Source organism: Brucella gallinifaecis (genome assembly GCF_006476605.1).
In the GTDB taxonomy this organism is placed as follows: domain Bacteria; phylum Pseudomonadota; class Alphaproteobacteria; order Rhizobiales; family Rhizobiaceae; genus Brucella; species Brucella gallinifaecis.
Genome location: NZ_ML636802.1, coordinates 178866 through 205358 on the forward strand (window position 1 = coordinate 178866; position 26493 = coordinate 205358).

Sequence of the window (26493 nt, forward strand, 5' to 3'; positions counted from 1 at the left end):
TCAATGTTGACTTTAATAACAATTTAAAGCGGCGAGCCATTATGCACCAGCCCTCACTTCATCAAATGAAGTTCAACACCTGCCTTGAATCAATTTTATGGCAAAGCGTTCACTTCTTTGTCGATCTTTTCTCTGCAAGGATATTCTTGCCAAGACGCGCCAGTGCCGCACGCAGCGCATCATCCTCAATACCATCCGTGGCCTTATCGATGCGCCGCTCTTCTGAAGGGGCAAGCGTTGCAAAGCGTTTTGGTTTACGCCTGAAATCAATTGCAGGCGGTTTCTGTTCAATCTTGATACGTCCAACAGCAGAAAAGCCAAGAAAACCATTCACCCGGCTGATGATTTCGCCTGTCTCATGCTGTATCTGCAAGGCGGCAAATCCTTCGCAAGCAATAATCAGCGTGGCCGGGCTGAAAGGGTCATCCTCATGTAGCCGCCGGGGCCAGAGAATACGCAAAGGCCGCGAAGAGCTGCCTATTGCCGGGCCAACAATATCTTCCCATGACTGGAGCAATGAAAGACTGATACCCGCACGCTTCTGCAATATCGGGTCCATCAGACCAGAGGTCATATCAGCCAGTGGGCGGAAGCCGCGTTTTGGTTTGCGTTCGCTCATCGCGTTCCATTATAGCCGCGAAACCACTCAACAAACAAAGGAATACCTTCATCAAGCGCAGTTTTAGGGCGAAAACCAAGATCGCGGCTAGCCAGCGCAATATCTGCATAGGTACGCGGGACATCGGCGGCCGGCATTGGTTCAAGCTTACGAATTGCTTGCTTGCCACATGCTTTTTCAATTGCTGCAATAAAATCATTGAGCATAACAGGGTTATTATTACCCAGATTATAAACTGGCTCGGTTTGTTCCGGCTTTTCGATGATACGCTTCACAGCCCCCAGGACGCCGCTCACAATATCATCAATAAAGGTGAAATCACGCTGCATCTGACCATTGTTAAAAACCCGGATCGGCTCCCCTTTGAGGATTGCCGAGGTAAACAGCCATGGCGCCATATCCGGGCGTCCAAACGGACCATAGACCGTAAAAAAACGCAAACCCGTCGAATAAAGACCATGCACATGCCTGTAAGACACTGCCAGAAGTTCGCCTGATCGTTTGGTTGCGGCATAGACAGAGACCGGATGATCAACTGCATCACTTTCCGAAAAAGGAATTTTTTCATTCGCCCCATAGACTGATGACGAGCTGGCATACACTATCGGCGGACGTTTTTCGAGCTTGAGTGTCGTTTCAAAAACGCTCACCTGCCCCATAATATTGGCTGAAACATAGGCAGCGGGGTTTTCGATGGAATAACGAACACCAGCCTGAGCTGCGAGATGCACGATAATATCGACATCAACATCAGCGCCAATTGCATGATTAAAAGCCTCTGCATCTGAAATATCAGCTTGCGCAAAACGAAAACCATCGCGATCATTCAACTTGGCCAGACGGGTTTCTTTCAATTCCACCTGATAATATGCGTTGAGATTATCAATGCCGATAACCTGCCAGCCCTCATCCAAAAGGCGCAATGCCGTGTGAAAGCCGATGAAACCAGCGACACCAGTCACGATTGCTTTCATAGATGTCATTTCCTGCAAATATTATTTTCAAGCCCGGAGCGGCGCAAAGCCATAATACGACGTGAAGCATCAGCATTTAATGCTGCAATGAAGAACATCACGGATGCGATCGTCACTTCATGCAGTAAAGGATTATGCAACATGCCATAACTACCAGCTGCAACGGCAAAATAAATCAATACACGCCTCATAGCCCAGCTGTTGGCCGTGCGCCACAAATAGACGAAAATCGAGGCAAAAGCCGCAAACAAGAAAAACAGGCCAATAATACCATCATTGAGCAATTCATCGAGCACTGTATTATGAACATGGCGAAAACCGGCAAGCATTGAAGCCTGCTCACCTGCTTCTTGCCTTACAATATCCATCTTTGAATAAGAGCCGACGCCAATCATGGGGTGCTGCTTAATAACTATAACAGAATTTTTCCACATAACTTCGCGAATATCGGCTGAAATCTTATCCTGCCATTTTGAACTGTCACCAGTCTCATAATATTCGACCATCCCGGCAAATCGTTTGGAAATTATATCTCCAACGGGACCGACAACGATGACTGCGGCTAATGCTGCAAAAAAAACCGCATAAACCGCACCTTGTTTTTTTATGCTATATTTTTTGAGAAAACAGATAATCTCAATGGCAGCAAAAAGCGGCAACACAACAATGATCGCGCGTGTCTCTGATGGCAAGATTGCTGCAAGCCCCAGAACCAGCCAATGGGGTCCGTTCGGCAGATAACGGGGTGCATTCAAAATCGGTAATGTGGCGGAGATGGCGGCAACGCCTGCTACAAACGCAAAGACCGCTGCGTTACCTCCTACGCCAATACGCTCATCATGCGTGAAAACAAGATAGGATACTACCAGCATAGTCACAATGAGACCTATGCGCGATCCAACGACATAGGATCGCAGCGGGTCTCTTACCAGCACCATACCGGCACTTGCAAAAGCGAAAACGGCGATAAGCAGAGTATAGCCAATCTGCCGATTATCGGCAAAGGGCTCTCCCCGATAAAGGATCAGTCCAAGCGACCAGGCAGCATAGAGAAGAATAAAAATATAAAACTTCTTTGCAAACAATCGCGTTGTTCCATGCCGGAAAACCGCCAGATAAATACCAAGGCATGAAAATACAAAAAGCAGTACGGGTCCGAGCCCAACTCGTATCGGCATTGCGGCAGATGCAATGGTCAGAGCCCAATGATCAATTCTTCGCCGAACAAGGAATGTCTTTTTCAAAAAGCTCATTCAGTCTCCATATGTAGTCGATTCATCTGCATAGCGTATGCGATTCTCCTGATATAGTCTGTGGCCCGGAAAAAAAGTGTGCTGATCCGTTTATAGGGCGGCAAACGCTTTTTGGCATAGGCATCACGCCCCTGCGCAATTGTCGAAATTGCAGTATCTGAAAGTTTGACGAGCGGGAGATTTGACTGAAACAGCTCATAGCCCCCTGACCAGCCACGTTCCAAGGCCACATCATATGGCAAAGACATTATTTGAATCGCATCCAAAATCTTGCCCGCCCCTTCTTTCGTCAGAAGATAGGCAGCTGAACTGCCCGAAGGCCCATGTAAACAACGGCCAATTGAATATCGCGCATTGACGCTCACAAAACCTCGATAGGCTGCCATACGATGATTGACGAGCTTGATTACATCCCAGCCCTTCAATCTGCTCACATCGGTAATAAATGGCAAAAAATCAGCGGTAAACCGCACATCGTCTTCAACAATAACGGCATATGATTCAGGCGCAGCAATAATTGCCCTGAGAGCTTTAATGTGGCTAAAATAGCAACCAATCTCTGCCGGTAAAGCAATCTTTCCATGATATCGCCGAAAGGCTGCGGCATCAAAATTGCCAATATCTTCATCTTTGAGAAGCTTGCCGTCAACCGCCTCGATCCGTCGCAGATCGACACCGAACTGACCGGCACTCGCTTTTACATCATCCCAGCGCTGCGCAGAACGCGCAAGATTGAGGACATAGACCGGGACATGACTATTCACGAGCATTCTTTCTTTGAGATTTACGCCCCAATATCACTACAGGGCTGTCTATCATAGCGTGCCCCCTTGAAGACACTTCAAATTGATATCATTTTCCCTAATTCATGATTAAGGAAAATCACACATTCACTCAGCTGGCTCAATCCTACCATCACGATGCTTAATATATTGAAACCCGACCACACCCAGGCAATCCTTAGCTGGTATGATCGCCACCATCGTATTCTACCCTGGCGTGTAAATCCATATGATAACTCGCGCGGAACGCTCCAAAATCCATATCGTGTCTGGCTATCGGAAATCATGCTTCAACAAACAACCGTTGAGGCCGTCAAAGCCTATTTCAAAAAATTTGTTACACTCTGGCCGGATGTTGCGTCCATGGCCAAGGCCAGTGAGGATGATATTCTTCGTGCCTGGGCGGGCTTAGGCTATTATTCCCGTGCCCGCAATCTCAAGAAATGCGCAGATATTATTGCAGCAAATTATAACGGAAAATTCCCCTCCAGCGCGGCTGAATTGAAAAAACTACCGGGAATTGGTGACTATACATCGGCAGCCATTGCTGCCATTGCCTTTGGAGAACCGGCTGCTGTTGTCGACGGCAATGTCGAGCGTGTCATTTCGCGCCTCTATGCCATAAATACCCCTCTTCCCGCGGCAAAATCTGAAATTCGTGATCTCATGGGAAGTCTGACACCCCATGACAGACCCGGCGATTTTGCGCAGGCAGTCATGGATTTAGGCGCAACCATCTGCACGCCGCATCGTCCGGCATGTGCAATCTGCCCGGTCAATGATGGCTGTGAAGCACTCGCACATCACGATCCTGAAACATTTCCGGTCAAGGCGCCCAAAGCGCCCAAGCCTGTGCGAAGCGGTGCAGCATTTATCGCTATTGCAGATGATGGCGCAATATTGCTGCGCAAGCGCAAAGGCGAAGGTTTGCTGGCTGGCATGAGTGAAGTTCCCGGCAGTCGATGGACTGCACGTATTGATGGAGATACGACAACCCAATCAGCCCCCTTTCCTGCGCATTGGAAGCCTGTGGGCAATATCACGCATATATTCACGCATTTTGAATTGCGCCTGTCTGTCTACTCAGCCAGCAATATCAAAAAAAGTCATACCATTGACGGCTGGTGGTCCGCAGAAAGTGAGCTTGAAAGCGAAGCGCTGCCAACGGTGATGAAAAAGGCAATCAGCGCCGCACTGCCGGATGCTTTCAAAAAGGGAACGAAAAAACCTTGATTGTTCTTTCTGGCGATTTGCAAACAACGCATGAAAAAAGACCCTCGAAGCAATCTGCTCCGAGGGTCTTTTCATCAGACTTTGTTGGAGGTCGTCCGATGGTAGTGTGGTGGTGTTCTATGCGCCCGCTGCGGCCATTTCATCGCGGATGACTTTGCGCAAGGCATCAATCGGCTTCAATATGCCTGCTTCTTCATAATGCCAGAAAGTCCAGCCATTGCAGGCATCAAAACCCTGTACTTTCGCCCCAATGCGATGAATGGAACCAGCTTCGCCATTAGCCGCCAATGTTCCATCAGCCCGCACAATCGCAGCATGACGACGTCGTGCATCACACAGGACTGTACCCGGGCGCAAAAGTCCTGCTTCGATAATCGAGGTAAAAGCGACGCGCGGTTCTGCACGCTTGCCCGTCATCACGGTCAGTTCCGCCTTGCCCAGTGGTTCAACTGCGGCAATGCGTGCTGTTGCAGCATCAATGTAATCCTGTTCACGTTCAATGCCGACAAAATGACGGCCAAGGCGTTTTGCAACAGCACCCGTAGTGCCGGATCCGAAAAATGGATCAAGGATAACGTCGCCCGGCTTGCTTGATGACATCAGAATACGGGCAAGCAAAGCCTCCGGCTTCTGTGTCGGATGTACCTTGTCGCCATTATCGTCTTTCAGACGTTCAGAGCCTGTGCAGATCGGAAACAGCCAGTCAGAGCGCATCTGCACATCGTCATTCGCTGCTTTCATGGCATCGTAATTGAAGGTGTAACCCTTGCCTTTTTCGTCACGCGAAGCCCAGATCAATGTTTCATGCGCATTCTGGAAACGACGGCCACGGAAATTTGGCATAGGGTTGGTCTTGCGCCAGATGACATCATTGAGCAACCAGAAGCCAATATCCTGAAGCTGTGTGCCCACGCGGAAAATATTGTGATATGAGCCAATCACCCAGATCGTGCCATTTGGCTTGAGCACGCGGCGGCAAGCCATCAGCCATGCGCGGGTAAAGGCATCATAGGCCTGAAAGCTTTCAAACTGGTCCCAGTGATCATCCACAGCACTGACCATGGTCTGATCCGGGCGATGCAGATCGCCACCAAGCTGGAGATTATAAGGAGGATCAGCAAAAATGACGTCCACCGAGTGATCAGGCAGACGCTCCAGGGCGGCAACGCAATCACCCTTGATGATAGAGTCGAGCCAGGCGGTACGTGGGGCCTCAATTGGCAACTCATGTGCAAGACGTACTAGAGACATGGGATACTCGATTACCTGTGAACGCTAAAAACTTGTCCTTATGGTTACTGAACAGGGTAAATATGCGGTTAACGCCAAGTGATTGAAATCGTAAACCTTTTCTTAATTTTGTGCTAAAAACCCGGGTTTTCGGCGCTTTTGGGCGCCTGTAAAAAATGACAGATTTCTTCCAGCCATATTAATGCCGTCAATAAATTGCAGTTCACGGACAAAAATCCGGTGCAATTACTAAGGCTTGGTTATTCGTTTTTGCCTATGATCGCACTGAAACTGATTTGCTTCTCTCGATGTATGGTCCATGAATATCAACGAGCTGCGTCATAACCGGTATTTGCGGGTTCTCTTTGTGCCTTTCCGTATGCGTGCACTTGTGCGCGGCAGCGAGATCGGTCTGGCCATTGCCGGTGCCGTCATTGGTATCATCTCCGCCCTCGCCGTGGCAGCCATTGCAGGCATTTCCCAATGGATGCATCAGGCGCTTTTCGGACTAGCTGAAGGAGAACGGCTAAGCTCGGCCTCTCAGCTCGACATAGCTGCCTATATTGCGCCTGTCGCTGGCGGCATATTGATGGGTATCGTCGTCTGGATACTGGCACGCTGGCGCAAAAAACCCATTGTTGACCCGATCGAAGCCAATGCACTGCATGGCGGGCACCTGTCACTGACCGACAGTTTTATTCTGGTTGGTCAAAACCTTATTTCAAACGGCTTTGGGGCATCGGTTGGGCTGGAAGCGGCCTATACGCAGCTTTCAAGTGGCTTTGCCTCACGCATCGGGCGGATACTGAAGCTACGCCGGGCCGATTTGCGCACTTTGGTCGGATGCGGTGCGGCGGCGGCTATTGCGAGTGCTTTCAACGCGCCCCTGACGGGCGCCTTCTATGCATTTGAACTGATTATCGGCGTCTATTCGATTGCAACTCTGGCCCCTGTCGTGGTGGCAGCGATTGTTGGAATGCTGGTTACACAAGCCATTGGCGGCGCACCTTTGGTGATTCATATCGGCCCGCTCGACGGGATCACTGCACGCGACTATCTGCCAGCTCTTGTTCTCGGTTTCATGACGGCAGGCATTGGCATTCTTATCATGCGCGGTGTCACAACCGTAGAGCAGCTTGCCCGTAAAAGCGTTATACCTACAGTGCTGGCGCCGGCAATTGGCGGGGCAGCTATCGGCATGATCGCTTTTGTTTCACCACAGGTTCTGGCTTCTGGTCATGGTGCGCTGCATCTGGACCTTAATGCCAATCTGACAATTCCGGTATTGTTGCTGCTGATTTTCAGCAAATCTCTTGCATCCGCTGTTTCCATCGGCTCCGGTTTTCGCGGTGGTCTTTTCTTTGCATCATTGTTCTTGGGAGCACTCACTGGCAAGTTATTTGCCATTCTCAGCGGCTATGTTCTGCCGCTTACGCTTGAACCGGAAGCCTATGCCGTCATCGGCATGAGCTCGATGGCCGTTGCAATCATCGGTGGCCCGTTGACAATGGCTTTTCTGGCTCTGGAGCTGACAGGGGATTTTCCGCTGGCAATGCTTGTTCTGGGCGCTGTCGTCTCGTCATCACTTATGGTGAGAAAAACATTCGGCTATTCGTTCGCCACATGGCGGTTCCATTTGCGTGGCGAAGCCATTCGTTCAGCGCATGATATTGGCTGGGTTCGCGATCTCACTGTTCATCGCATGATGCGACATGACGTTAAAACCGTACCGATTGATACAGATATTGAGACATTCCGTCACGATTTCCCGCTGGGTTCGACCCAACGCGTTATCGCAGTAGACAGTGAAGGTCATTATGTCGGCATGATACCAGTGCCGGAAGCATATTCAGAGAGCTTTGACAAAACAGACCAAACACGCAGCATCCGCGAATTATTGCGTTATCAGGATGAATTTCTGCTGCCCCATATGAATGCAAAAGAAGCGGTCGTACGCTTTGACAGGGCAGAAGCGGAAGCCCTCGCAGTCATCAATAATGCGCAGGAACGCAAGGTACTCGGGCTTTTGAGCGAGGCACACACATTGCGCCGCTATAATGAAGAGCTGGACCGGCGCAGACGCGAGATTTCCGGTGAAGTGTAAACAATCACAATGTTTTATTTCGTCAGTTTTTCAGATGTCGCACTATCATGATATGATAATGCATAAAGCATACCCCCTGCTGAAGTTTGACCTGCGGATTATAAAAGTGTAGCTCCTGCGCAATGTTCAGCAGGTCATTTGACCCCAATATCTCCCAAGTAAAGGCTTTTAGCATGGCAGCTCCAGCCCTGATTATTTTTGATTGTGACGGCGTTCTGGTGGACTCTGAAGTCATCTCGGCAGAAGTCGATGCTGCTCTTCTGACAGAAGCTGGCTACCCGATTGAAGCCGCTGAAGTGGGCGAACGTTTTGCCGGGCTGACCTGGCAGGATATTCTTCTCACAGTCGAGCGTGAAGCTGGCATACCTATTTCTGCATCGCTTCTGGATAAGGCAGAAAAACTGCTGGACGAACGGCTGAAAAATGAAGTGCAGGCGATTGAAGATATCGTGGAAGTCGTTTCAGCGCTCAATCTGCCAAAATGCATCTGCTCAAACTCAACCAGCACCCGCCTTGAACTTATGCTCAAGCGTGTTGGCCTTTATGATCTGTTTGCACCCAATATTTTCTCTGCACGTGAAGTCGGCAGCAAAAAGCCAAAGCCTGCTCCTGATGTCTTTCTTCATGCTGCGCAGAATTTCGGTGTCGATCCGGCAGATGTGATTGTCATTGAAGATTCAGCCCACGGCATCCATGGCGCACGTGCGGCCGGTATGCGGGTGATCGGCTTTACAGGTGGAGCGCATACCTATCCGGGCCATGCCGACAAGCTGACAGATGCTGGTGCAGAAACCGTCATCCATCGCCATAAGGACTTGCCCGGGGTTATCGAGGCTCTTTCAATCTGGGCGGATGCCTGATTGTTGTCAGCCAATCCGGAAAACATTATTGCGCACCTGAACGGTGCGCAAAAAGTTGTCAGGCAGCGCTGCGCTTTCTTTTAACTTTGAGCGCAGCATTAAGCTGGGCAAGCAGTTCTTCCGATTCATGCTCACCAAGACCTATCAACAATCGATCACCGATTGATGCAGGTTCATCCGTGGCGACATCAAAAATCGCCCAGCTATCCGTCGGTTCAAGAACACGTTCATATTTTGGCTTCATGGGCTCAAGCTCAGAACCGGCAAATGCCGCCCTGCCCCCTAATGTTTCGTTACTGTTTCTCATAAGCAGCCCAGCCTGTCGGATTTAAGGCTAAACTGTCTCAGTGATTAACGTTTTAGCGCAAAATTCTTGCGATTCACTTCACATAAGAGGTCTAATTTAATTAGAATCTTAAAGATTACTTCTATAGTTAAATTTCTATTTCCGAAGAAATATTTGCAACAAGCACTTGTCGCGAAAACCGGTTCACCTTTTCAGGGACGGCTATAAAATATCCGGGTCAGGACATAGGATCATGATCCGGGCTGGCGGCGTTTTCGGCTTGACGGGGCGCTGCCTGCAAGTGCGGCCACAGCCGCTGCATCAACGGGTTTACCAAAATACCATCCCTGACCTGAAAGATTTGTACAAATACCCTGCAAATAATTTACCTGCGCCTCTGTTTCCACGCCTTCAACAACAATCCCAAGTCCATGCTGATGCGCCATGGAAATAATCTGAGGAACAATCGATACTGCATCAACATCATCGCCAATTGTTCGTGTAAACGACTTATCGATCTTGATCGCATCAACCTGAAGTTCACCCAGATAGGCAAGGCTGGAATAACCAATCCCAAAATCGTCAATATAAACCTTATGGCCGCGCTTGCGCAAAATACTGATCCCTTCCCGGGCTTTTGCAAAATCAACCGCTGTGCGTTCCGTCAATTCAAGCCCGATTTGCTCTGGCTTTATTTTGGCAGCAACCAGTCGTTCATTAATAGCTCTCATGAAATCCGGGCTTTGCAGATCACTCGCCGTAATATTAATATTGATGTAAAGTGAGCGTTTCTTGCGCAGAAGGCGTCCCATTTCATTGATAACGCAGTCCAGAACATAAAGCGTTATCTTATCGGCAATGCCATGTTCTTCCGCGCGTGCAACAAATAAATCAGGCGGAATAAAGTCTCCCTTTGTTATCTCCCAGCGAATAAGGGCTTCAAAGCCTATAATGGAACGGTTTCCAATATTGACCACGGGCTGATAGACGAGCGTAAGTTCCTTCGCAGCAAGCGCTTTTTTCAATAATGAAATCAAGGAGCGATCGCGATTGCGGTAATAATTCCACCCCATCGCCAGGCCACCGCCAACCAACATGCCCAGACTGATAAAAACAAGAGGCAAAAGCCGGTCCGAAGTATTGTTCATATCGGCTGAAGTTGTAATTACAATACAGACATTCGATGCAGGATCACAGCTTCGCAGTTGAAAAAGCCCCTCATTATCATCAAAGCGGGTGCCTTCAAGTGTCGCAAAAAGGTTGCCAAAATCTGGTGTAAATGTTGCCGGATAGCCATAAAGCTGAGCGAATTGCGTTTTGTTTTCATTATGAATGAACACAGCGAAATTATACCGTTGAATATGAAGCGCATCGAAAGCAACCGTGCTTAAGACGACATTGGCCTGATCGCGCCCAAAAATAGAGCCGTGACTGCCCGTGGTGATCAGCTCTCTGTCTTGATAAACATATGTACCATCATCAAAGCTGACATCTTCTCTGGAACGGCGCCCTTCAGTAGTAACATCACTCAAAAATGCGGAACATTGCAGAATATCATTTTGGAGACGACCAATATCCTTAATATTATATGCGGAGAATAGAACCTCACGCATATAATGTTTGTCCTCCTGCGAGCATATTGGAAAATTTGAACTGTTCATTTTATCCAGCGTGACACGCGCCGAGTCGACAATGCGGTTGGCCTGCTTCATGAGCACGCTCATATAGAGGTTCATATCGCTTTCTTCATCCATGAGATGAAAGCGATCTGCGGCCCACTTTCCAGTTAATGCACCCGCCAGCAGCATGATGCATACTATGAAAGGAACAGGCGACAAGAATGAACTGCGCTGGAACAGCATATTAAAACGCCCTACTATAATGCGCTTATAACGAAAAACCACAAAATCCAGCGAAAATGCTGCAAATGCGAATAATATCAATTCATGCTATAAGTTAAAATAGATCAAACAAATGGGCCGATAACAATAGATTTCTAAAAATATTCATTTTTTGAAACCAGAAAATCGTAAAATAACAACTATATTATTAATTAGTCAAAACAGATTTATAAAGTGAAACGGCTCATGATTAAATTACAAGCCGTTTCCATTCATTCACAAAATATGCTTAAGCAAGCTTATTTCGTATTATATGGGCCTTCATCAAAGCCAACGAATATCTGCACACTGCGTGCACTTTCAGATGGAATCGATATTGCCTTGTCATTAAAGACAAATTGCGTTGCAGCAGCACTATTACCAATATTTACTGTCTGCTTATGCAGCTTTGAATAAATAACCTTACCACCCTGCACCACAGCCACACGGATCGGCATTGTAATATTGCCGCTCTTAAATTTCGGGCCAGGCACAACCTTGCCGGCTGCGGCAACATCAAGGGTGATGGTTCCGTCTGTATATTGGCAAGAACGTGTCGTATCAGTCAGCGCTGCCTGATAAACGACCCGGGCCGGATCCTTGTCGCCGCCTTTTTCATAGGTGTTGAAATAAGCGGTGCCTTCACGAAGGGAAACGCCCGGACAAAAAGCACGGAGTTCCGATTCCTTGATACGGGGCTGACCAGCTTCTGTGAGTGATCCATCCGCTGATTTTTGTGTAGCGCTCGTCGTACAGCCTGCAAGTGCTGCGAGCAAAACCGTTGCAACGACTGCAAACAATGGTGAACGATTCTGTGATGCTTTCTGCATAAACCGGGCTTCCCTGCACTGATCGACCTGTTCTATACCACTCCATAATGGATAGTGTGAGGGGGTTTTCCCGTTTTTTATCGTCAAGAGCAACCCCATCCCTCAAAACATGCATTAATTCTTGCGGCTTTTTTGGGGACGCTCTATTGCATTCAATGGCTAAAATATGCCTCGACCCGAAATGAAGGCCTTTGAGATGAAATATATCAGCACCCGCGGCGAAGCACCTGCTCTTGGATTCAGCGATGCCTTGCTCGCCGGACTTGCCCGCGATGGCGGCCTCTACCTTCCGCAGGAATATCCGCAATTCACGTTTGATCAGATCCGTGACCTGCGTGGAAAATCCTATGTGGATATTGCGCTGGCTGTGCTTGCTCCTTTCGTGAACGGCGAAATTCCACAGGCTGAATTTGAACGCATGGTGCGTGAAGCCTATGGCACATTCCGGCATGATGCTGTTTGTCCACTGGTTCAGACGGGCGCCAACGAATATGTGCTTGAGCTTTTCCATGGCCCGACACTTGCCTTCAAAGATGTCGCCATGCAGCTTCTGGCACGTATGATGGATTATGTTCTGGCACAACGCGGCCAACGTGCAACCATTGTGGGTGCCACATCCGGCGACACGGGGGGCGCTGCGATTGAAGCCTTTGGCGGTCGTGACAATACTGATATATTCATCCTGTTTCCGAATGGTCGCGTATCTCCTGTCCAGCAGCGTCAGATGACCAGCTCCGGTTTTTCAAATGTCCATGCACTTTCCATTGAAGGCAACTTCGATGATTGCCAGAATCTGGTCAAAGGCATGTTCAACGATCTCGAATTCCGCGATGCAATTTCGCTCTCCGGCGTAAACTCCATCAACTGGGGACGCATCATGTCCCAGGTTGTCTATTATTTCTCAGCCGCATTGAGCCTTGGAGCACCGGACAGAGCTGTCTCATTTACGGTCCCGACAGGCAATTTCGGTGATATTTTTGCAGGCTTCGTTGCCAAGAAAATGGGCCTGCCGATTGATCAGCTCATTATCGCCACCAATGATAATGACATTCTTGCGCGCACGCTGGAAAACGGCAGATATGAAATGCGCGGGGTCGAACAGACAACATCGCCTTCGATGGACATCCAGATTTCATCAAACTTCGAACGCCTGCTGTTTGAAGCGCATGATCGTGATGCAAGTGCCATCCGTGGTCTTATGGACAGCCTGAAACAATCGGGCGGCTTTACGATTTCTGAAAAGCCGCTTGCAGCCATTCGCAGCGAATTTGCTGCCGGACGCTCAACAGTTGATGAAACAGCGACAACAATCAAATCCGTTCTGGAAGCCGATGGCTATCTGCTTGATCCGCATTCAGCCATTGCAGTCAAGGTCGCTCGCGAAAATATGTCGGGCCAGGCGCCGATGGTTGTTCTTGCCACCGCGCATCCGGCTAAATTCCCGGATGCAGTCAAGGCTGCAAGCGGTATAGTACCGGCACTTCCGGCGTGGCTTTCGGACCTGATGGAGCGAAAAGAAAATTTCACAGTTCTTCACAACGAACTGAAAATCGTGGAAGAATACATTCGCCGTCATTCCCGGGCATAAGTCCAGCTGCTTTTCAAAAGGAACATGAACGGGAACCCGAATGGGACAATGGGAGCATTTTGCATATGGGTGTTGAAGTAACGCGTCTTTCCAATGGCCTGACCATTGTAACGGATAACATGCCGCATGTGGAAAGCGTTGCGTTGGGTATCTGGGTGAAAGCCGGCGCAAGAAACGAGGCGCCAAACCGACATGGCATTGCTCATCTGCTTGAGCATATGGCTTTCAAGGGAACTGAAAAACGCAGTGCATGGCAGATTGCTTCTGACATTGAAAATGTCGGTGGTGAAATCAATGCTGCAACAAGTGTGGAAACCACATCATATTATGCGCGGGTTCTGCGCAACGACATGCCGCTGGCAATCGACATTCTCGCTGATATTCTGACAGCCTCCAAATTCGACGAGGCCGAGCTTGAGCGCGAAAAACAGGTCATCATGCAGGAAATCGGTGCCGCGCATGATACGCCTGACGATATCGTCTTTGACCGTTTTACTGAGGCTGCCTATCGTCACCAGCCAATCGGTCGTGCGATCCTTGGTGAACCGGATACTGTCATGTCCTTCACTCCGGCTGATCTTCGTCAATATATTGATGAGCAGTATAGTGCCGACCGTATGGTTGTGACGGCCGCAGGCGGTATTGATCATGATGAATTCGTGAAGGAAGTGGAAAAGCGTCTGGGCGGTTTTCGTGCCCATAACAGTGCGCCAACGCTTGATCTCGCCACTTATGTTGGCGGTGACTTCCGCGAGAATCGCGATCTGATGGATGCGCAGGTTCTGATCGGCTTTGAAGGCCGCGCCTATCATGTGCGTGACTTCTATGCGTCGCAGCTTCTGTCGATGATCCTTGGCGGCGGCATGTCTTCACGCCTGTTTCAGGAAGTGCGTGAAAAGCGCGGCCTTTGCTATTCGGTCTATGCATTTCACTGGGGCTTTTCGGATACCGGGCTTTTCGGCATTCATGCAGCAACCGGCAAGGATGAGCTTGTCGAACTTCTGCCTGTCATCATTGATGAATTGCATAAAGCAGCCGACTCGATTGGCATAGAAGAAGTCAATCGTGCCCGTGCGCAATATAGTGCAAGCCTGTTGATGTCACAGGAAAGTGCAGCAAGCCGCGCCGGGCAGATTGCACGTCAGTTCCTGCTCTATGGCCGCCCTGTTGCAAATAGCGAGTTGATGGAGCGTCTGGCACTGATTACGCCTGAACGCCTGAGCGATCTCGCTGGCCGCATGTTCCTCGATAGCAAGCCGACAATTGCTGGGGTTGGCCCAGTTGGACGTCTGATGAGCTTTGAAGGACTTACGGATGCGCTTTCCACAAGTGCACATACAAGAAAGATTGCTGTTTAACAGATCGGGGAATAGGCTGTAATTTCATAGGGAACCCGGCAACATTGTTGCGCTTTCCACGAACAGTCTCCTGGCACATGCCACAACACGGGAACCAGAATGATCGGCCTGCCATTCCGGCGCAGCAATTCAACATTTCTTCGTGGGGAGCGCGTTTATTTGCGCGAGCCATTGCTGAGCGATTTTGCAATCTGGGCCAATGTGCGTGAACAAAGCCGCGCCTTTCTCACGCCATGGGAGCCGACATGGGCCGATGATGACCTGACCAAAGGGGCTTTTCGATACAGGCTAAGGCGTGTTCAGGAGGAAATTTCCGATGGAACCGGCTATCCGTTCTTTATTTTCCACAACAAGGATAACCGGCTTCTGGGCGGCATAACGCTGGGAAATATCCAGCGCGGGGTTGGGCAAAACGGGATGATTGGCTATTGGAGCAGTGTATCGTCGGCTGGCAAGGGCTATATGAGCGAAGCCTTATCATTAGTTATCCCCTTTGCATTCAATGAACTAAGGTTGCACAGGATCGAAGCTGCCTGTATTCCCCATAATGTTCGTTCGATACGGCTTCTCGAAAAAGCCGGATTTCAGAGAGAAGGACTGCTGCGCTCTTATCTTAAAATCAATGGCTTCTGGCAGGATCACCTGTTGTTTGCCCTGATAGAAAGCGATTTACGCATGATCAATGGCAAGGTTGAACGCTCGTGAATGGTGTAGCAAACAGGTTTTTTATTGCCTTTATGCGCTGCATGGCGCTGGTCATCCTTATAAGCTGCTGGGCAGTTCCATCTCATGCCGTTGAACCCATAAAAATCTCCAAGGGAGATACGGCCCTTGATCTTTCGCGCGCTGTTGAGCTGCTGCGCAATCAGGGGGAAAGCGTTCAGGTTTCTACCGCACCCGGCTCAGACGGCATTGTGCGGCGCATCGAAGTGCAGGCAGATCCCAACTCCAATGCATCCGGCGACTGGGCAGCCTTTTCCATTGCCAATCCAACTGATGAGCAGATTGACAGGCTGATCGTTGCACCACATTATCGTCTTGTTGGATCAGGCGTGATCTGGCCCGATCTTGGCTCGACCCGTATTGCGTCGATTACCCCGAGTGAAGGCTTTACGCTTGATCGTCAACCAAGCGAAGATGCAGATGTGTTCCGCATCACGCTCAATCCGGGCACTGTTATAACCTTCGTTGCCCAGCTTGCCTCCCATAACCTGCCGCAGCTCTATCTATGGGAACCGGAGACCTATAAGGATGCTGTGAATGCATACACTCTTTATCGCGGCATTCTGCTTGGCATTTCCGGTCTTCTCGCCCTTTTCCTGACAATCCTTTTTGTCGTTAAGGGCACTTCGCTTTTCCCGGCAACCGCAGCACTCGCATGGGCGGTTCTGGCCTATATCTGCGTTGATTTCGGCTTCTGGAACAAGCTGATGGAGATAACGCCCGGAAATGAGCAGGTCTGGCGGGCGGGGACCGAGGTTGCGCTTGCCGCCTCGCTGGTGATTTTCCTGTTCACCTATCTCAACCTCAATCGCTGGCATGATCATTTCAGCTATGGCGCTATCACATGGGTGCTTGGCCTTCTGGCGCTTGCAGGTGTTGCGGTCTTTGATCCGCCTGTTGCGTCCGGCATTGCGCGAATATCGCTGGCACTGACGGTTGTCAGTGGCGTTTTCATCATCGGTTATCTGGCGATCAAAGGCTATGATCGAGCGGTCATGCTCATTCCGGCGTGGCTGCTGACTTTGATATGGTTGCTTGGCTCGTGGATGACTGTTTCGGGCCAGCTCGATAATGACATTATTCAGCCAGCACTTGGTGGCGGTCTTGTTCTGATCGTTTTGCTGATCGGCTTTACAATCATGCAACACGCCTTCTCAGGCGGCGCATTGCAACAAGGCCTGCTGTCCGACATGGAACGTCAGGCGCTTGCAGTGATTGGCGCCGGTGACATCGTGTGGGACTGGGATGTCCCCCGGGACCGGGTTGTCACCACACCTGATATTGCAAATTATCTTGGCAATACTGCAAGCTCCCTGCAAGGTCCGGTACGCAACTGGCTGCCGGCCATGCATGCAGACGATCGCGATCGCTTCCGTTCAACCCTTGACGCCATTTTGGAAAACCGGCGTGGTCGCATTGGCCAGATTTTCCGCCTGCGTGCCAATGACGGGCATTACCACTGGTATGCGCTGCGTGCGCGTCCTGTCATCGGATCAAACGGCGAGATCGTTCGTTGTGTTGGCACTTTGGTCAATGTCACAGAACAGAAAAAGGCGGAAGAGCGCCTGCTGCATGATGCCGTGCATGACAATCTGACGGGCTTGCCCAATCGCGAGCTTTTCCTTGATCGTCTGAGCAATGTCATGAATATGGCGCGGGGCGAGAGCAGCCTGCATCCAACCGTCTTCATCATCGATATTGACCGCTTCAAGCAGGTCAATGACAGTCTTGGCATGTCAGCCGGCGATACAATCCTGCTTACAATTTCGCGTCGCCTGTCACGCCTCATGCAGCCGCAGGATACGCTTTCGCGCCTTTCCTCCGATCAGTTCGGCCTGTTATTGACATCGGAAAATGATCCGGGCCGCATTGCAGCCTTCGCTGAAGCCATGCGTCAGGCAGTGCGCTCTCCGATTGCTTATGCCAAGCGTGAGATCGTATTGACCGCATCTGTGGGTCTGATCACATGGACGAAGACCGCGGCTTCTGCGGAAGACTTTGTAAAAGATGCAGAGCTTGCAATGCATCAGGCAAAACGTTTTGGTGGCGATCGTATCGAACCATTCCGCCCTGCTTTCCGTGCGATTGGCAGCGACAAGCTGCAACTTGAATCCGATCTGCGCCGCGCCCTTGAACGCGATGAAATCAGCCTCGTTTATCAACCGATCGTGCGGCTGGATGAAGGTACAATTGCCGGTTTTGAAGCACTGATGCGCTGGGAGCATCCGCGACGCGGCGGCATATCGCCATTGGAGTTCATTCCGATTGCAGAAAATTCAGGCCTGATTGTACAGCTCGGTTTATTTGCTATTCAACGCGCTGCGGAAGATCTGTTTGAATGGCAGGAACAATTTCCGAAACTCAATCTGTTTGTCTCGGTCAATCTGTCCAGCACACAATTAATCCGGCAGGATCTCATCAATGATGTGCGTTCGGTTCTCTCACGCATTCATCTTGCGCCCGGCAGCCTCAAGCTGGAATTGACGGAATCTGTGCTGATGGAAAACCCGGAACAGTCGGCCCATGTGCTGGCCCGCCTGAAAACCATGGGCGTGGGCTTGTCGCTTGATGATTTTGGCACCGGCTATTCATCGCTTGCTTATCTGACACGTTTCCCATTTGACATCATCAAGATCGACCGCTCTTTCGTCAAAGGCGACCAGCCGCAAAAGACAACGCTTTTACGATCCATCGTCAGCATGGCGCATGATCTGGGGCTGGCTGTGGTAACAGAAGGCGTCGATAATGAAAGCGATGCATTGCAACTGCGCCAGATGGGTTGCGAATATGTGCAAAGCTTCATGTTTGGCGAACCATCCAGCCGTGACGACGCAACACGCATCATCCGCGAACAGCAGGATGCGGCAGCCGCTTAACAGTCAGAACTATTTCAAAACCTGTTCAGGCATGACCGGCTTCGGAAACCAGCCGCGTCATGTCGATACCCATCCGGTTCATGAGCCGCTCATATTTTCCGGTAATATCACTATCAAAGAGCATATCCATCGGCGCCGAGCAGGCCAGCCAGCCGTTTTTTGCAAACTCCATGTCAAGCTGCCCCGGCGCCCAGCCTGAATAGCCCAGTGTCAGCAAAGCCTGTGATGGCCCGGTACCGCCATAGATTGCATGCAGAATATCAATGGTTGCCGTAAGACAGATATCTTCCGTTACGGGCATGGTGGAATCGACCATATAATCATCGCTGTGCAGCACAAAGCCGCGTGTTCGGTCCACCGGCCCACCATTGCGTACAATCATCTTCTGTGCATGTGCAGGCAGTATGATCTGGTCGTCATCATGCACAATACCTATCTGTCGCAGAAGGTCAGGAAAGCCGACAGGCTGCAACTGATTGATAATAAACCCCATGGCCCCCTCTTCGGAGTGCGCACAAATATAGACAACAGCGCGGGCGAAGCTGTCATCATTCACACCGGGCATGGCAAGCAGGAATTGCCCGTTTAAAAAACCCTGCTCCTGATTTGGCTTCCTGAGAATACTCATGGGCATCAAGGTAGCAAGACTGGGCCAAATGACAATGAAAATTGTGCAAACTGTCTCGATCTGCCAAACGGTTCTTGATTTACGTTAATGCGGCACAGAAACATTGCCTGCAAGAAAAACTATGAAAAATTGAAAAGAATAGATTTCATGCTGATCTATATAATACTGTTTTCAGCCGTTATTTTCATGATCTACTCTGTGTATGCACAAAGCAGATTGTCACCACTGATCGACTTCATAAGACAAAGCCCATCAATGACAAAATCTATCGGCGATGTATCTGATCTTTATTACATTTTCACCATGCCGCGCGGCAATTACCGCTTTGCACTTTATCTCTGGCACAACCCGACACCGCCTGAAGAAATCAGCACATATTTCACGGATTATGCACAATTACGTGTCATTTCCAACATCGCTTTGCTGATGCATATCGGCCTTGGCCTGATGATTTTTTTAACTGTCATTTTCAATCTGATGGTGAAAATCTAAATGATAATATGCCAGCATAAACCCGGCCTTGATAGTAACATGATTTTCAATCAATCTTGTCTCATGAGATCAGTCAAGCTTCTTACCCTTTCGCTCGTTTTAAGCGCCGTCACCGGCGCACAGGCCGCCACATCCGAATGGACCAAAACGCCCGGCGGCATGGTTCGCATTATTCTCGAAGACACAAAGTCGGGCGAGGAACAACGCGGCGCTTTGCAGATCGATCTTAATCCCGGATGGAAGACCTATTGGCGCAATCCGGGCGATGCCGGTGTGCCGCCTCAAATCAATGTCGAAGGGGCTGCTTCCGCTCGCATCGATTTCCCAACACCTGTCTATTTTGGTGAAGGAGAGGAAAGCGGTATCGGTTATAAAAAATCCGTATCATTGCCGCTGACATTCACCACACAGCCCGGCGAAAATCGCCTGAAAGGCCATGTCTTTCTCGGTGTTTGCGACAAAATCTGTATCCCTGTTCAGGCAGAATTTGACTTTATGCTCCATGAAACGGAAGAACAATCACCTCAGGTAATTGCTTCACGCACAATCATCCAAACGGCATTTGATCGCTTGCCTGATGCAGCCTCTGGCGATTTTGGTGTGAAAAGTGCAAAACGTGCGGACAACAAAGCCATTTTCGAGATCGCATTGCCGGATATGACAGCCCCTGCCGAATTGTTTGTTGGCAGTGATCAGCTCGAGCTTTCAGAAGCAAAAGCTGAAGGACAATCCCGCTTCACCGCAATGCTTTACAGTGAGGCCAAAAAGGACGCTTTGATCGACTATACGCTGGTGCAGAATGGCCAGGCAGTTTCAGGGCAGGTTCGGCTTGACTAGAGTCAGAACCTGAAAAGCACAATTTTGAATTTGTGAAACTTAGATTTATCGGCTTAAGTACCCCTGCCCTGCTTTGTGCAAAGGCATATGAAATGCAGCCATTCATACAGGTGAGCCGTGACGGCAGAAGCTCACTTTCAGGAGAAAATGATGACGATCAAAGTTGGTGACAAATTGCCTGCGGCAACCTTCAAGGTAAAGACTGCGGATGGCGTAAAAGAAGTGACGACTGATGAAGTCTTTGCAGGCAAAAAGGTTGTCCTTTTTGCTGTTCCCGGCGCTTTCACACCGACCTGCAGCCTTAACCATCTCCCGGGTTATCTGGAAAACCACGACGCCATTCTGGCCAAGGGCGTCGATCAAATCGCAGTTGTTTCGGTCAATGACCCATTCGTCATGGGCGCATGGGCGCAAAGCACGGGTGGCGAAGGCAAGATCCTGTATCTTGCTGATGGTTCTGCACTGTTCACGAAAGCACTTGGCCTTGAGCTTGATGCGACCGCAGGTGGTCTTGGCATTCGTTCCAAACGCTATTCGGCAATCGTTGAAGACGGTATCGTCAAAACACTGAACATCGAGGAACAGGCTGGACAGGCTGTGACTTCGAGTGCCGCAACGCTGATTGAACAGCTCTGATCTTAGGGTCAGGACTCATTAATTTGATGTGGCGCTCTGCTTTTGCAGCGGAGCGCGCATTTCACGGGTCAACCACTTTTCAAGTGCGAGTGAATCGGGCTGCCCGGCCCTGTGCGGTGCGATCCAGAGCAACATGCGACGCGGCCCCGGACGAAATCCGAATGGCGCAACCAGCCGCCCGGATGCAATATGTTCGGCAACCAGCATGTGCGGAACCACCGCAACGCCCAAACCACACAGCACCGCCTGAATGAGCAGATAAAAGTGATGAAATGTGGATTTCGGCTCTGGTGCCGGAAAATCTGCATTGGCTGCTTTCTGCCAGTCTGCAAAGGCCTCCAGCCGTGTATGCGTGGCAAGCACCGCAGCCTGTGCAAGATCAGCCGGATCAATCAAAGGGCAATGTTTCAAATAGGACGGTGCGCATACAAGGCCGATTTCCTCGCGGCCCATATCCCGAATCACCGCATCAACCGGCGGTTCAATCACGCTTGAACGAATTGCTATGCCAATCTTGTCACGCATAAAATCGATGCGATCATAATTCATATTGAACTGCAACTCGATTTTCGGATGACTTTCATGAAACCGGCCAATACGCGGGATGATCCATTCCATCATAATTGATGAGGAACAGGACAATGTCAGCGGCCCCGGTTTCACACGCTCGATACTGCCCTCAATAATTGAAAATGCACTGACCAGACCTTCTGCCAGCCGCGCCCCTTCCGGTGTCGGCTCGCTCAACCGCGCATTGCGTGTAAGCAACAGCACGCCAAGCGTATCCTCCAATGATCTTATCTGGCGGCTAACCGCGCCATGGGTCACGCATAATTCTTCTGCAGCCCTTGTCATCGAGCGATGACGAGCAACAGCCTCAAAAGCCTTGAGTGCATTCAAAGAAGGCAATGGTCGCATGGAAGTCCCTTAGCATATGATCATACCTGTGAGGTAATATCACAAATTACGGATAATAAATCGCTTGCGGCGGCATGTCGCAACCATTAGCTATCTGCCTATTTCTAAGCGCAGATGCCCATAGAATATGCAATATCTTTTGATATGCCTCTCTTCAAGCTTCTTCGCTTCTCTTAATGTGCTAGCAGGGAGGAACTGCAATGCAGCAAAAATCTCACGAAATGTCAGCCGCTGAAAAGTCGGCCATATCGAAAATCTCGATCCGGCTGGTTCCATTCATCGCGTTGATGTTCTTCATCAATTTCCTGGATCGCACCGCAATATCCTTTGCCGGTCCGAACGGGATGACAACTGATCTTGCGCTCACAGCAGCGCAATTCGGTTTTGCAGCCGGTATTTTCTTCGTCGGTTACATCATTCTTGAAGTGCCAAGCAATCTTGCCTTGCACAAGTTTGGCGCACGCAAATGGCTTGCCCGCATCATGGTCACATGGGGCATTGTCGCCCTTCTGTTTACATGGGTTTCAAGTGCGACTGAACTTTACGTTCTGCGTTTCCTGCTGGGTGTGGCGGAAGCTGGCTTCTTCCCGGGCGCAATCCTGTTCCTGTCAACATGGGTGCCTTCGCGCCACCGCAACAAGATCCTTGCACTGTTCTACCTTGCGCAGCCATTAACAACAGTGATCGGGGCACCGCTTGCAGCGGAGCTGATCGCAATGCATGGCGCTTTTGGTCTTGAAGGCTGGCGCATTATGTTCTTCGGTGTTGCAGCCCCTGCAATCATCGTCGGCATCATTACTTTCTTCTATCTGCCTGATACGCCAAATGACGCCAAGTGGCTCAGCAAAGACGAGCGCGACTGGCTGAATGGCGCTCTCGCTCAGGAGGAAAAGGTAAAGGAAAAGGCACCCGGACACCGCAGCGGTCTTGCTTTGACAGACAAGCGCGTCTGGCTTCTGTCGATTGTTTATTTCGGGCTTATCTATGGGCTTTATGCGCTGGCCTTCTTCCTGCCAACCATTATTGGCGGCTTTGAACAACAGTTCAACACCAAGTTTGACGTGGTGGATAAGGGGCTGATCACAGCAATTCCATATCTGCCAGCCGCATTCGCACTTTATTTCTGGAGCCGCGATGCTGCAAAGCGTGGTGTACGCCCATGGCATATCGGCATTCCTGCACTCGTTGGCGCCATTGCCATCCCGGCAGCACTCTTCATGCCATCGCCTGCAACCACGATCCTGATGATCACGATCACAGCCTGTGCGATCTTCTCCGCATTGCCTAACTTCTGGGCCATTCCATCGCGGTTCCTGAGTGGAACGGCGGCCGCAGCAGGTATCGCACTGATCAACACGATCGGTAATATTGCAGGCTTTGCAGCACCTTATATCACGGGTCTCGTCAAGGACTGGACTGGTCTTTATGAAATGCCGATGTTTATCGTCGGTGCAGCCATGCTGATATCTTCACTTCTTGCATTCTCGCTGACGGGCCGTCTGAAAGACCCAACAGAACTCGAACAAAGCAAGTAATTATCTCTGGAGCGCGTTTCGATCTGATCGAATCAGATCGGCGCTCTAAGGATTTGTTTTTACGCACATCATGGTCCGAAAACCGGTTCCCACTTTTCGGGATGTGCTCCAAAAGCTCAAAAGCCGCGCTGGTTTCCAGCGCGGCTTTTTCATATCTAAATATCAAAAGATAATTACTTTACCTGAAGCGACTTGTGACCATTATATTTAAATGGTTCCATACCTGCACGGGCAAGCTCGTCAGCACGTTCATTCTCGGGATGTCCCGCATGGCCTTTAACCCAGTGCCAGGTTACCTTATGCGGCTTACGAGCCTCATCAAGCGCCTGCCAAAGCTCTGCATTCTTGACCGGTTTCTTGGCCGCTGTTTTCCAGCCATTGCGCTTCCAGCCCTCAATCCAGCCGGAAATGCCATCACGGACATAAACACTGTCGGTATAAAGATCGACTTCGCATGGCTCTTTAAGCGCGTTCAGCACCGAGATCGCAGCCATCAGTTCCATGCGATTATTGGTCGTGTCGGCTTCGCCGCCCTTCAACTCTTTCACATGATCATTCCAGCGTATGATTGCGCCCCAGCCTCCGGGACCGGGATTGCCTGAACATGCGCCATCGGTGAACGCTTCAATATGCTTCACGCAGTTGCTCCTGCTGCTTCAAGACCATATTCGCTTGCCGATGTTACCTGACGATGAAAGCGCATACGGCGCACATATTCCATCGGGTCTTTCTTCATGACAAAACTGCCATCGGGGACATTAATCCAGTCATAAAGACGGGTCAGCATAAAGCGAACAGCCGCACCACGCGCCAGTACGGGCAGCGCCTCAATTTCCGCAGCCGAGAGCGGACGCACCGAATTATAACCGCGCAGGAAGGCAGCGCCCTTTGTCAGATTGAAGGAGAAATCCTTCTCAAAGCACCACGCATTCAAGCACACTGCCACATCATAGGCGAGAATATCCGTGCAGGCGAAATAGAAATCAATGAATCCCGACAGGCGGTCGCCAAGGAAAAACACATTATCCTGAAAGAGGTCTGCGTGGATCACGCCTTCCGGCAATCCTGCCGGCCAGTTGTTTTCGAGATAATCAAGATCGCTTTCAGTTTCTGCAACCAGCCCCTGCTCGACGCTGTCAGCCTGCTCTTTCGAGAGGTTCCATAGCGGACGCCAATCCGACAATGTCAGGCCATTGCGACGGCGCATGTCGAAATCTTCACCCGCCAGATGCATCTCAGCCAATCCACGGCCAACCTCTTCGCAATGCGCAACCGTTGGTTTGCGCATCCACATACCTTCAAGAAAAGTGACAATTGCTGCCGGACGCCCTGCAAGTTCGCCAATCATTGCACCATCACGACGCACAACCGGCTGCGGACATTCCAGACCGCGCTTGGCCAGATGCTGCATCAGATTGAGGAAAAACGGCAGATCATCCCGGTTCACACGTTTCTCATAAAGCGTGAGAATAAAAGAACCGGTCGTGGTGTGCAGGAGATAATTGGTATTCTCGACGCCTTCTGCAATACCCTTATAGGAGGTCAAAGCCCCGATGTCATATTGCTCAAGAAAAGCGCCAAGCTCGATTTCGTTAATGTCTGTATAGACGGCCATGCCGCTTATTTCCCCATATTCACCACACGCATCTTGTCCAAAAACCGCTACACAGTTTTCGGGATGCGGTTGTTTCTATCGCGCATCTTGCCCAAAAACCGCTACACACTTTTTGGGATGCGGTTGTTTCTATCGCGCATCTTGTCCAAAAACCGTTACACACTTTTTGGGATGCGCTCTAATTTCGGTATCCCTACAACCCGGTTTTCGCCATTGACGAATGCCATATCCTGCACTGTCAATTCAACATCACGAATTTCGCGATTGACCAGAAAATTTTCTGTTTCAATGATCGTTTCCGCCAGTTCAATCCTGACCGAGAAACGTGCCTTGAAAGCATCCATGATTTCATCGACAATAATTTCAGGTGCCGATGCACCAGCGGAAAGCCCGACCACCGAAATATCGCCGATTTTGTCCCACTCGATATCGGAAGCGCGTTGCACAAGCATCGACATGCCCGCACCGGATTTTTCAGCCACCTCAACCAAACGTTTGGAATTTGAAGAGTTGGGCGCTCCAACAATCAAAAACAGATCACAACCGGGAGCCGCTGCACGCACAGCATCCTGACGGTTGGTGGTGGCATAGCAGATCGATTCCGCAGCAGGAGCTGTCAGATTTGGAAAACGCTGCTGCAATTCGACAATGATACCGGCGGTGTCATCCACGGAAAGCGTTGTCTGCGTCACAAAGCCAAGATTATCCGGGTCGGCAAATTCAATCACCCTTGCATCATCCACCGTTTCAATAAGTGTGACTGTACCTTCAGGCAATTGCCCCATCGTGCCGATAACTTCCGGGTGCCCGGAATGACCGATCAGAATCACATGACGGCCAAGACGCTGATGGCGCATGGCCTGTTTATGCACTTTCGATACCAATGGGCATGTCGCATCAAGGTAAAACAAGTTCTTGGCCTGTGCATCCGCTGGCACCGATTTCGGCACGCCATGGGCCGAAAATACCACCGGCTGATCGCGATGCTCTGCCGGAATTTCATCAAGTTCTTCGACAAAAATTGCGCCGCGCGACTGCAAGCCCTCAACGACATAACGATTATGCACGATCTCATGGCGCACATAGACCGGTGCGCCATATTTCTTCAAAGCCAGCACAACAATCTGGATTGCCCGGTCAACACCTGCGCAAAAACCACGCGGGCCGCAAAGGCGGATTTCCAGAGGGGGACGTGTATCGGTCATGAAGCGTGCTCGCAAGTTTGGGTGTGAGGCG

General features: G+C 50.2%; 24 protein-coding genes. 11 read left to right on the top strand and 13 right to left on the bottom strand.

What is annotated here, in order from left to right:
* Positions 1-109: 109 nt before the first annotated feature.
* The 4 genes from FHY56_RS05475 to FHY56_RS05490 are packed head-to-tail and all read right to left on the bottom strand — an operon-like array spanning position 110 to position 3610.
* Positions 110-619, bottom strand: coding sequence for a DUF721 domain-containing protein (locus FHY56_RS05475; protein WP_140904168.1), 510 nt, complete (start codon positions 617-619; stop codon positions 110-112).
* Positions 616-1593: an NAD-dependent epimerase/dehydratase family protein gene (locus FHY56_RS05480; RefSeq protein WP_140904169.1), complete on the bottom strand. Its 978-nt coding sequence runs from the start codon at positions 1591-1593 to the stop codon at positions 616-618. Before FHY56_RS05480 ends, FHY56_RS05475 begins: the two co-directional genes overlap by 4 nt.
* Before the next feature lie 5 nt (positions 1594-1598).
* Positions 1599-2846, bottom strand: a complete 1248-nt coding sequence (locus tag FHY56_RS05485; RefSeq protein ID WP_140904170.1) for an O-antigen ligase family protein — start codon at positions 2844-2846, stop codon at positions 1599-1601.
* Positions 2843-3610, bottom strand: a complete 768-nt coding sequence (locus tag FHY56_RS05490; protein WP_140904171.1) for a glycosyltransferase family 25 protein — start codon at positions 3608-3610, stop codon at positions 2843-2845. Before FHY56_RS05490 ends, FHY56_RS05485 begins: the two co-directional genes overlap by 4 nt.
* 156 nt (positions 3611-3766) lie before the next feature.
* Here FHY56_RS05490 and mutY point away from each other — a divergent pair, with 156 nt between their 5' ends.
* A complete protein-coding gene (mutY, locus tag FHY56_RS05495; RefSeq protein ID WP_140904172.1) occupies positions 3767-4861 on the top strand; it encodes an A/G-specific adenine glycosylase in 1095 nt (364 codons plus the stop codon).
* 117 nt (positions 4862-4978) lie between these two features.
* Here mutY and FHY56_RS05500 read toward each other — a convergent pair whose 3' ends face one another.
* The gene (locus tag FHY56_RS05500; RefSeq protein WP_140904173.1) at positions 4979-6112 is read right to left on the bottom strand and encodes a site-specific DNA-methyltransferase; all 1134 of its coding nucleotides are present in this window, start codon (positions 6110-6112) and stop codon (positions 4979-4981) included.
* A gap of 298 nt (positions 6113-6410) precedes the next feature.
* Between FHY56_RS05500 and FHY56_RS05505 the strand changes: the two genes are divergently transcribed.
* Positions 6411-8195: a chloride channel protein gene (locus tag FHY56_RS05505; protein ID WP_140904174.1), complete on the top strand. Its 1785-nt coding sequence runs from the start codon at positions 6411-6413 to the stop codon at positions 8193-8195.
* Positions 8196-8368: 173 nt separating this feature from the next.
* On the top strand, positions 8369-9055 hold the full coding sequence (locus FHY56_RS05510) for an HAD family hydrolase (protein WP_140904175.1): 687 nt from the start codon (positions 8369-8371) through the stop codon (positions 9053-9055).
* A gap of 58 nt (positions 9056-9113) precedes the next feature.
* Here the strand turns inward: FHY56_RS05510 and FHY56_RS05515 are convergent, their stop codons facing one another.
* The 3 genes from FHY56_RS05515 to FHY56_RS05525 form a co-directional block, all read right to left on the bottom strand.
* Positions 9114-9299: a hypothetical protein gene (locus FHY56_RS05515; protein WP_140904367.1), complete on the bottom strand. Its 186-nt coding sequence runs from the start codon at positions 9297-9299 to the stop codon at positions 9114-9116.
* 293 nt (positions 9300-9592) lie between these two features.
* On the bottom strand, positions 9593-11203 hold the full coding sequence (locus tag FHY56_RS05520; protein ID WP_140904176.1) for an EAL domain-containing protein: 1611 nt from the start codon (positions 11201-11203) through the stop codon (positions 9593-9595).
* A gap of 278 nt (positions 11204-11481) precedes the next feature.
* Complete coding sequence (locus tag FHY56_RS05525) at positions 11482-12051, bottom strand: hypothetical protein (protein ID WP_140904177.1); 570 nt, start codon at positions 12049-12051, stop codon at positions 11482-11484.
* Positions 12052-12247: 196 nt separating this feature from the next.
* Between FHY56_RS05525 and thrC the strand changes: the two genes are divergently transcribed.
* From thrC to FHY56_RS05545, 4 genes are all read left to right on the top strand, one after another.
* Positions 12248-13639, top strand: coding sequence for a threonine synthase (gene thrC / locus FHY56_RS05530; protein ID WP_140904178.1), 1392 nt, complete (start codon positions 12248-12250; stop codon positions 13637-13639).
* Positions 13640-13704: 65 nt separating this feature from the next.
* Complete coding sequence (locus FHY56_RS05535) at positions 13705-14997, top strand: M16 family metallopeptidase (RefSeq protein WP_140904179.1); 1293 nt, start codon at positions 13705-13707, stop codon at positions 14995-14997.
* Between the two features lie 99 nt (positions 14998-15096).
* Positions 15097-15702 (top strand): GNAT family N-acetyltransferase, encoded by a 606-nt coding sequence (locus FHY56_RS05540; protein ID WP_140904180.1) that lies wholly within the window; start codon positions 15097-15099, stop codon positions 15700-15702.
* Between the two features lie 32 nt (positions 15703-15734).
* On the top strand, positions 15735-18596 hold the full coding sequence (locus tag FHY56_RS05545; protein WP_140904368.1) for a sensor domain-containing phosphodiesterase: 2862 nt from the start codon (positions 15735-15737) through the stop codon (positions 18594-18596).
* A 25-nt stretch (positions 18597-18621) separates the two neighbouring features.
* On the opposite strand, the gene FHY56_RS05550 is transcribed toward FHY56_RS05545, so the two are convergent.
* On the bottom strand, positions 18622-19224 hold the full coding sequence (locus tag FHY56_RS05550; protein WP_140904181.1) for a YqgE/AlgH family protein: 603 nt from the start codon (positions 19222-19224) through the stop codon (positions 18622-18624).
* A gap of 255 nt (positions 19225-19479) precedes the next feature.
* Here FHY56_RS05550 and FHY56_RS05555 point away from each other — a divergent pair, with 255 nt between their 5' ends.
* The 3 genes from FHY56_RS05555 to FHY56_RS05565 all read left to right on the top strand — a co-directional run bounded on the left by FHY56_RS05555 (position 19480) and on the right by FHY56_RS05565 (position 21189).
* A complete protein-coding gene (locus tag FHY56_RS05555; protein WP_158447739.1) occupies positions 19480-19716 on the top strand; it encodes a hypothetical protein in 237 nt (78 codons plus the stop codon).
* 63 nt (positions 19717-19779) lie between these two features.
* Positions 19780-20553: a protein-disulfide reductase DsbD domain-containing protein gene (locus tag FHY56_RS05560; RefSeq protein ID WP_140904183.1), complete on the top strand. Its 774-nt coding sequence runs from the start codon at positions 19780-19782 to the stop codon at positions 20551-20553.
* A 150-nt stretch (positions 20554-20703) separates the two neighbouring features.
* Positions 20704-21189: a peroxiredoxin gene (locus FHY56_RS05565; RefSeq protein ID WP_140904369.1), complete on the top strand. Its 486-nt coding sequence runs from the start codon at positions 20704-20706 to the stop codon at positions 21187-21189.
* Positions 21190-21207: 18 nt separating this feature from the next.
* Here FHY56_RS05565 and FHY56_RS05570 read toward each other — a convergent pair whose 3' ends face one another.
* Positions 21208-22107 (bottom strand): LysR substrate-binding domain-containing protein, encoded by a 900-nt coding sequence (locus tag FHY56_RS05570; protein WP_140904184.1) that lies wholly within the window; start codon positions 22105-22107, stop codon positions 21208-21210.
* A 200-nt stretch (positions 22108-22307) separates the two neighbouring features.
* Between FHY56_RS05570 and FHY56_RS05575 the strand changes: the two genes are divergently transcribed.
* Positions 22308-23642 (top strand): MFS transporter, encoded by a 1335-nt coding sequence (locus FHY56_RS05575; protein WP_140904185.1) that lies wholly within the window; start codon positions 22308-22310, stop codon positions 23640-23642.
* Between the two features lie 173 nt (positions 23643-23815).
* On the opposite strand, the gene rnhA is transcribed toward FHY56_RS05575, so the two are convergent.
* From rnhA to ispH, 3 genes are all read right to left on the bottom strand, one after another.
* Positions 23816-24280, bottom strand: a complete 465-nt coding sequence (gene rnhA, locus FHY56_RS05580) for a ribonuclease HI (RefSeq protein ID WP_140904186.1) — start codon at positions 24278-24280, stop codon at positions 23816-23818.
* Positions 24277-25257, bottom strand: a complete 981-nt coding sequence (locus tag FHY56_RS05585) for a homoserine kinase (protein ID WP_140904187.1) — start codon at positions 25255-25257, stop codon at positions 24277-24279. The genes rnhA and FHY56_RS05585 overlap by 4 nt, the downstream gene beginning before the upstream one ends.
* Before the next feature lie 155 nt (positions 25258-25412).
* Complete coding sequence (gene ispH / locus FHY56_RS05590) at positions 25413-26462, bottom strand: 4-hydroxy-3-methylbut-2-enyl diphosphate reductase (protein ID WP_140904188.1); 1050 nt, start codon at positions 26460-26462, stop codon at positions 25413-25415.
* Between the last annotated feature and the right edge of the window lie 31 nt (positions 26463-26493).

Excerpts from the sequence above, each read along its gene's own strand:
- FHY56_RS05520 (WP_140904176.1), bottom strand. The coding sequence starts at position 11,203 with ATGCTGTTCCAGCGCAGTTCATTCTTGTCGCCTGTTCCTTTCATAGTA.
- FHY56_RS05560 (WP_140904183.1), top strand. The coding sequence starts at position 19,780 with ATGAGATCAGTCAAGCTTCTTACCCTTTCGCTCGTTTTAAGCGCCGTC.
- FHY56_RS05555 (WP_158447739.1), top strand. The coding sequence starts at position 19,480 with ATGACAAAATCTATCGGCGATGTATCTGATCTTTATTACATTTTCACC.
- FHY56_RS05485 (WP_140904170.1), bottom strand. The coding sequence starts at position 2,846 with ATGAGCTTTTTGAAAAAGACATTCCTTGTTCGGCGAAGAATTGATCAT.
- FHY56_RS05535 (WP_140904179.1), top strand. The coding sequence starts at position 13,705 with ATGGGTGTTGAAGTAACGCGTCTTTCCAATGGCCTGACCATTGTAACG.
- mutY (WP_140904172.1), top strand. The coding sequence starts at position 3,767 with ATGCTTAATATATTGAAACCCGACCACACCCAGGCAATCCTTAGCTGG.
- FHY56_RS05480 (WP_140904169.1), bottom strand. The coding sequence starts at position 1,593 with ATGAAAGCAATCGTGACTGGTGTCGCTGGTTTCATCGGCTTTCACACG.
- FHY56_RS05570 (WP_140904184.1), bottom strand. The coding sequence starts at position 22,107 with ATGCGACCATTGCCTTCTTTGAATGCACTCAAGGCTTTTGAGGCTGTT.
- FHY56_RS05475 (WP_140904168.1), bottom strand. The coding sequence starts at position 619 with ATGAGCGAACGCAAACCAAAACGCGGCTTCCGCCCACTGGCTGATATG.
- FHY56_RS05545 (WP_140904368.1), top strand. The coding sequence starts at position 15,735 with ATGCGCTGCATGGCGCTGGTCATCCTTATAAGCTGCTGGGCAGTTCCA.
- FHY56_RS05565 (WP_140904369.1), top strand. The coding sequence starts at position 20,704 with ATGACGATCAAAGTTGGTGACAAATTGCCTGCGGCAACCTTCAAGGTA.
- ispH (WP_140904188.1), bottom strand. The coding sequence starts at position 26,462 with ATGACCGATACACGTCCCCCTCTGGAAATCCGCCTTTGCGGCCCGCGT.
- FHY56_RS05510 (WP_140904175.1), top strand. The coding sequence starts at position 8,369 with ATGGCAGCTCCAGCCCTGATTATTTTTGATTGTGACGGCGTTCTGGTG.
- FHY56_RS05525 (WP_140904177.1), bottom strand. The coding sequence starts at position 12,051 with ATGCAGAAAGCATCACAGAATCGTTCACCATTGTTTGCAGTCGTTGCA.
- thrC (WP_140904178.1), top strand. The coding sequence starts at position 12,248 with ATGAAATATATCAGCACCCGCGGCGAAGCACCTGCTCTTGGATTCAGC.
- FHY56_RS05505 (WP_140904174.1), top strand. The coding sequence starts at position 6,411 with ATGAATATCAACGAGCTGCGTCATAACCGGTATTTGCGGGTTCTCTTT.
- FHY56_RS05540 (WP_140904180.1), top strand. The coding sequence starts at position 15,097 with ATGATCGGCCTGCCATTCCGGCGCAGCAATTCAACATTTCTTCGTGGG.
- FHY56_RS05500 (WP_140904173.1), bottom strand. The coding sequence starts at position 6,112 with ATGTCTCTAGTACGTCTTGCACATGAGTTGCCAATTGAGGCCCCACGT.
- FHY56_RS05585 (WP_140904187.1), bottom strand. The coding sequence starts at position 25,257 with ATGGCCGTCTATACAGACATTAACGAAATCGAGCTTGGCGCTTTTCTT.
- FHY56_RS05515 (WP_140904367.1), bottom strand. The coding sequence starts at position 9,299 with ATGAAGCCAAAATATGAACGTGTTCTTGAACCGACGGATAGCTGGGCG.
- FHY56_RS05575 (WP_140904185.1), top strand. The coding sequence starts at position 22,308 with ATGCAGCAAAAATCTCACGAAATGTCAGCCGCTGAAAAGTCGGCCATA.
- FHY56_RS05550 (WP_140904181.1), bottom strand. The coding sequence starts at position 19,224 with ATGAGTATTCTCAGGAAGCCAAATCAGGAGCAGGGTTTTTTAAACGGG.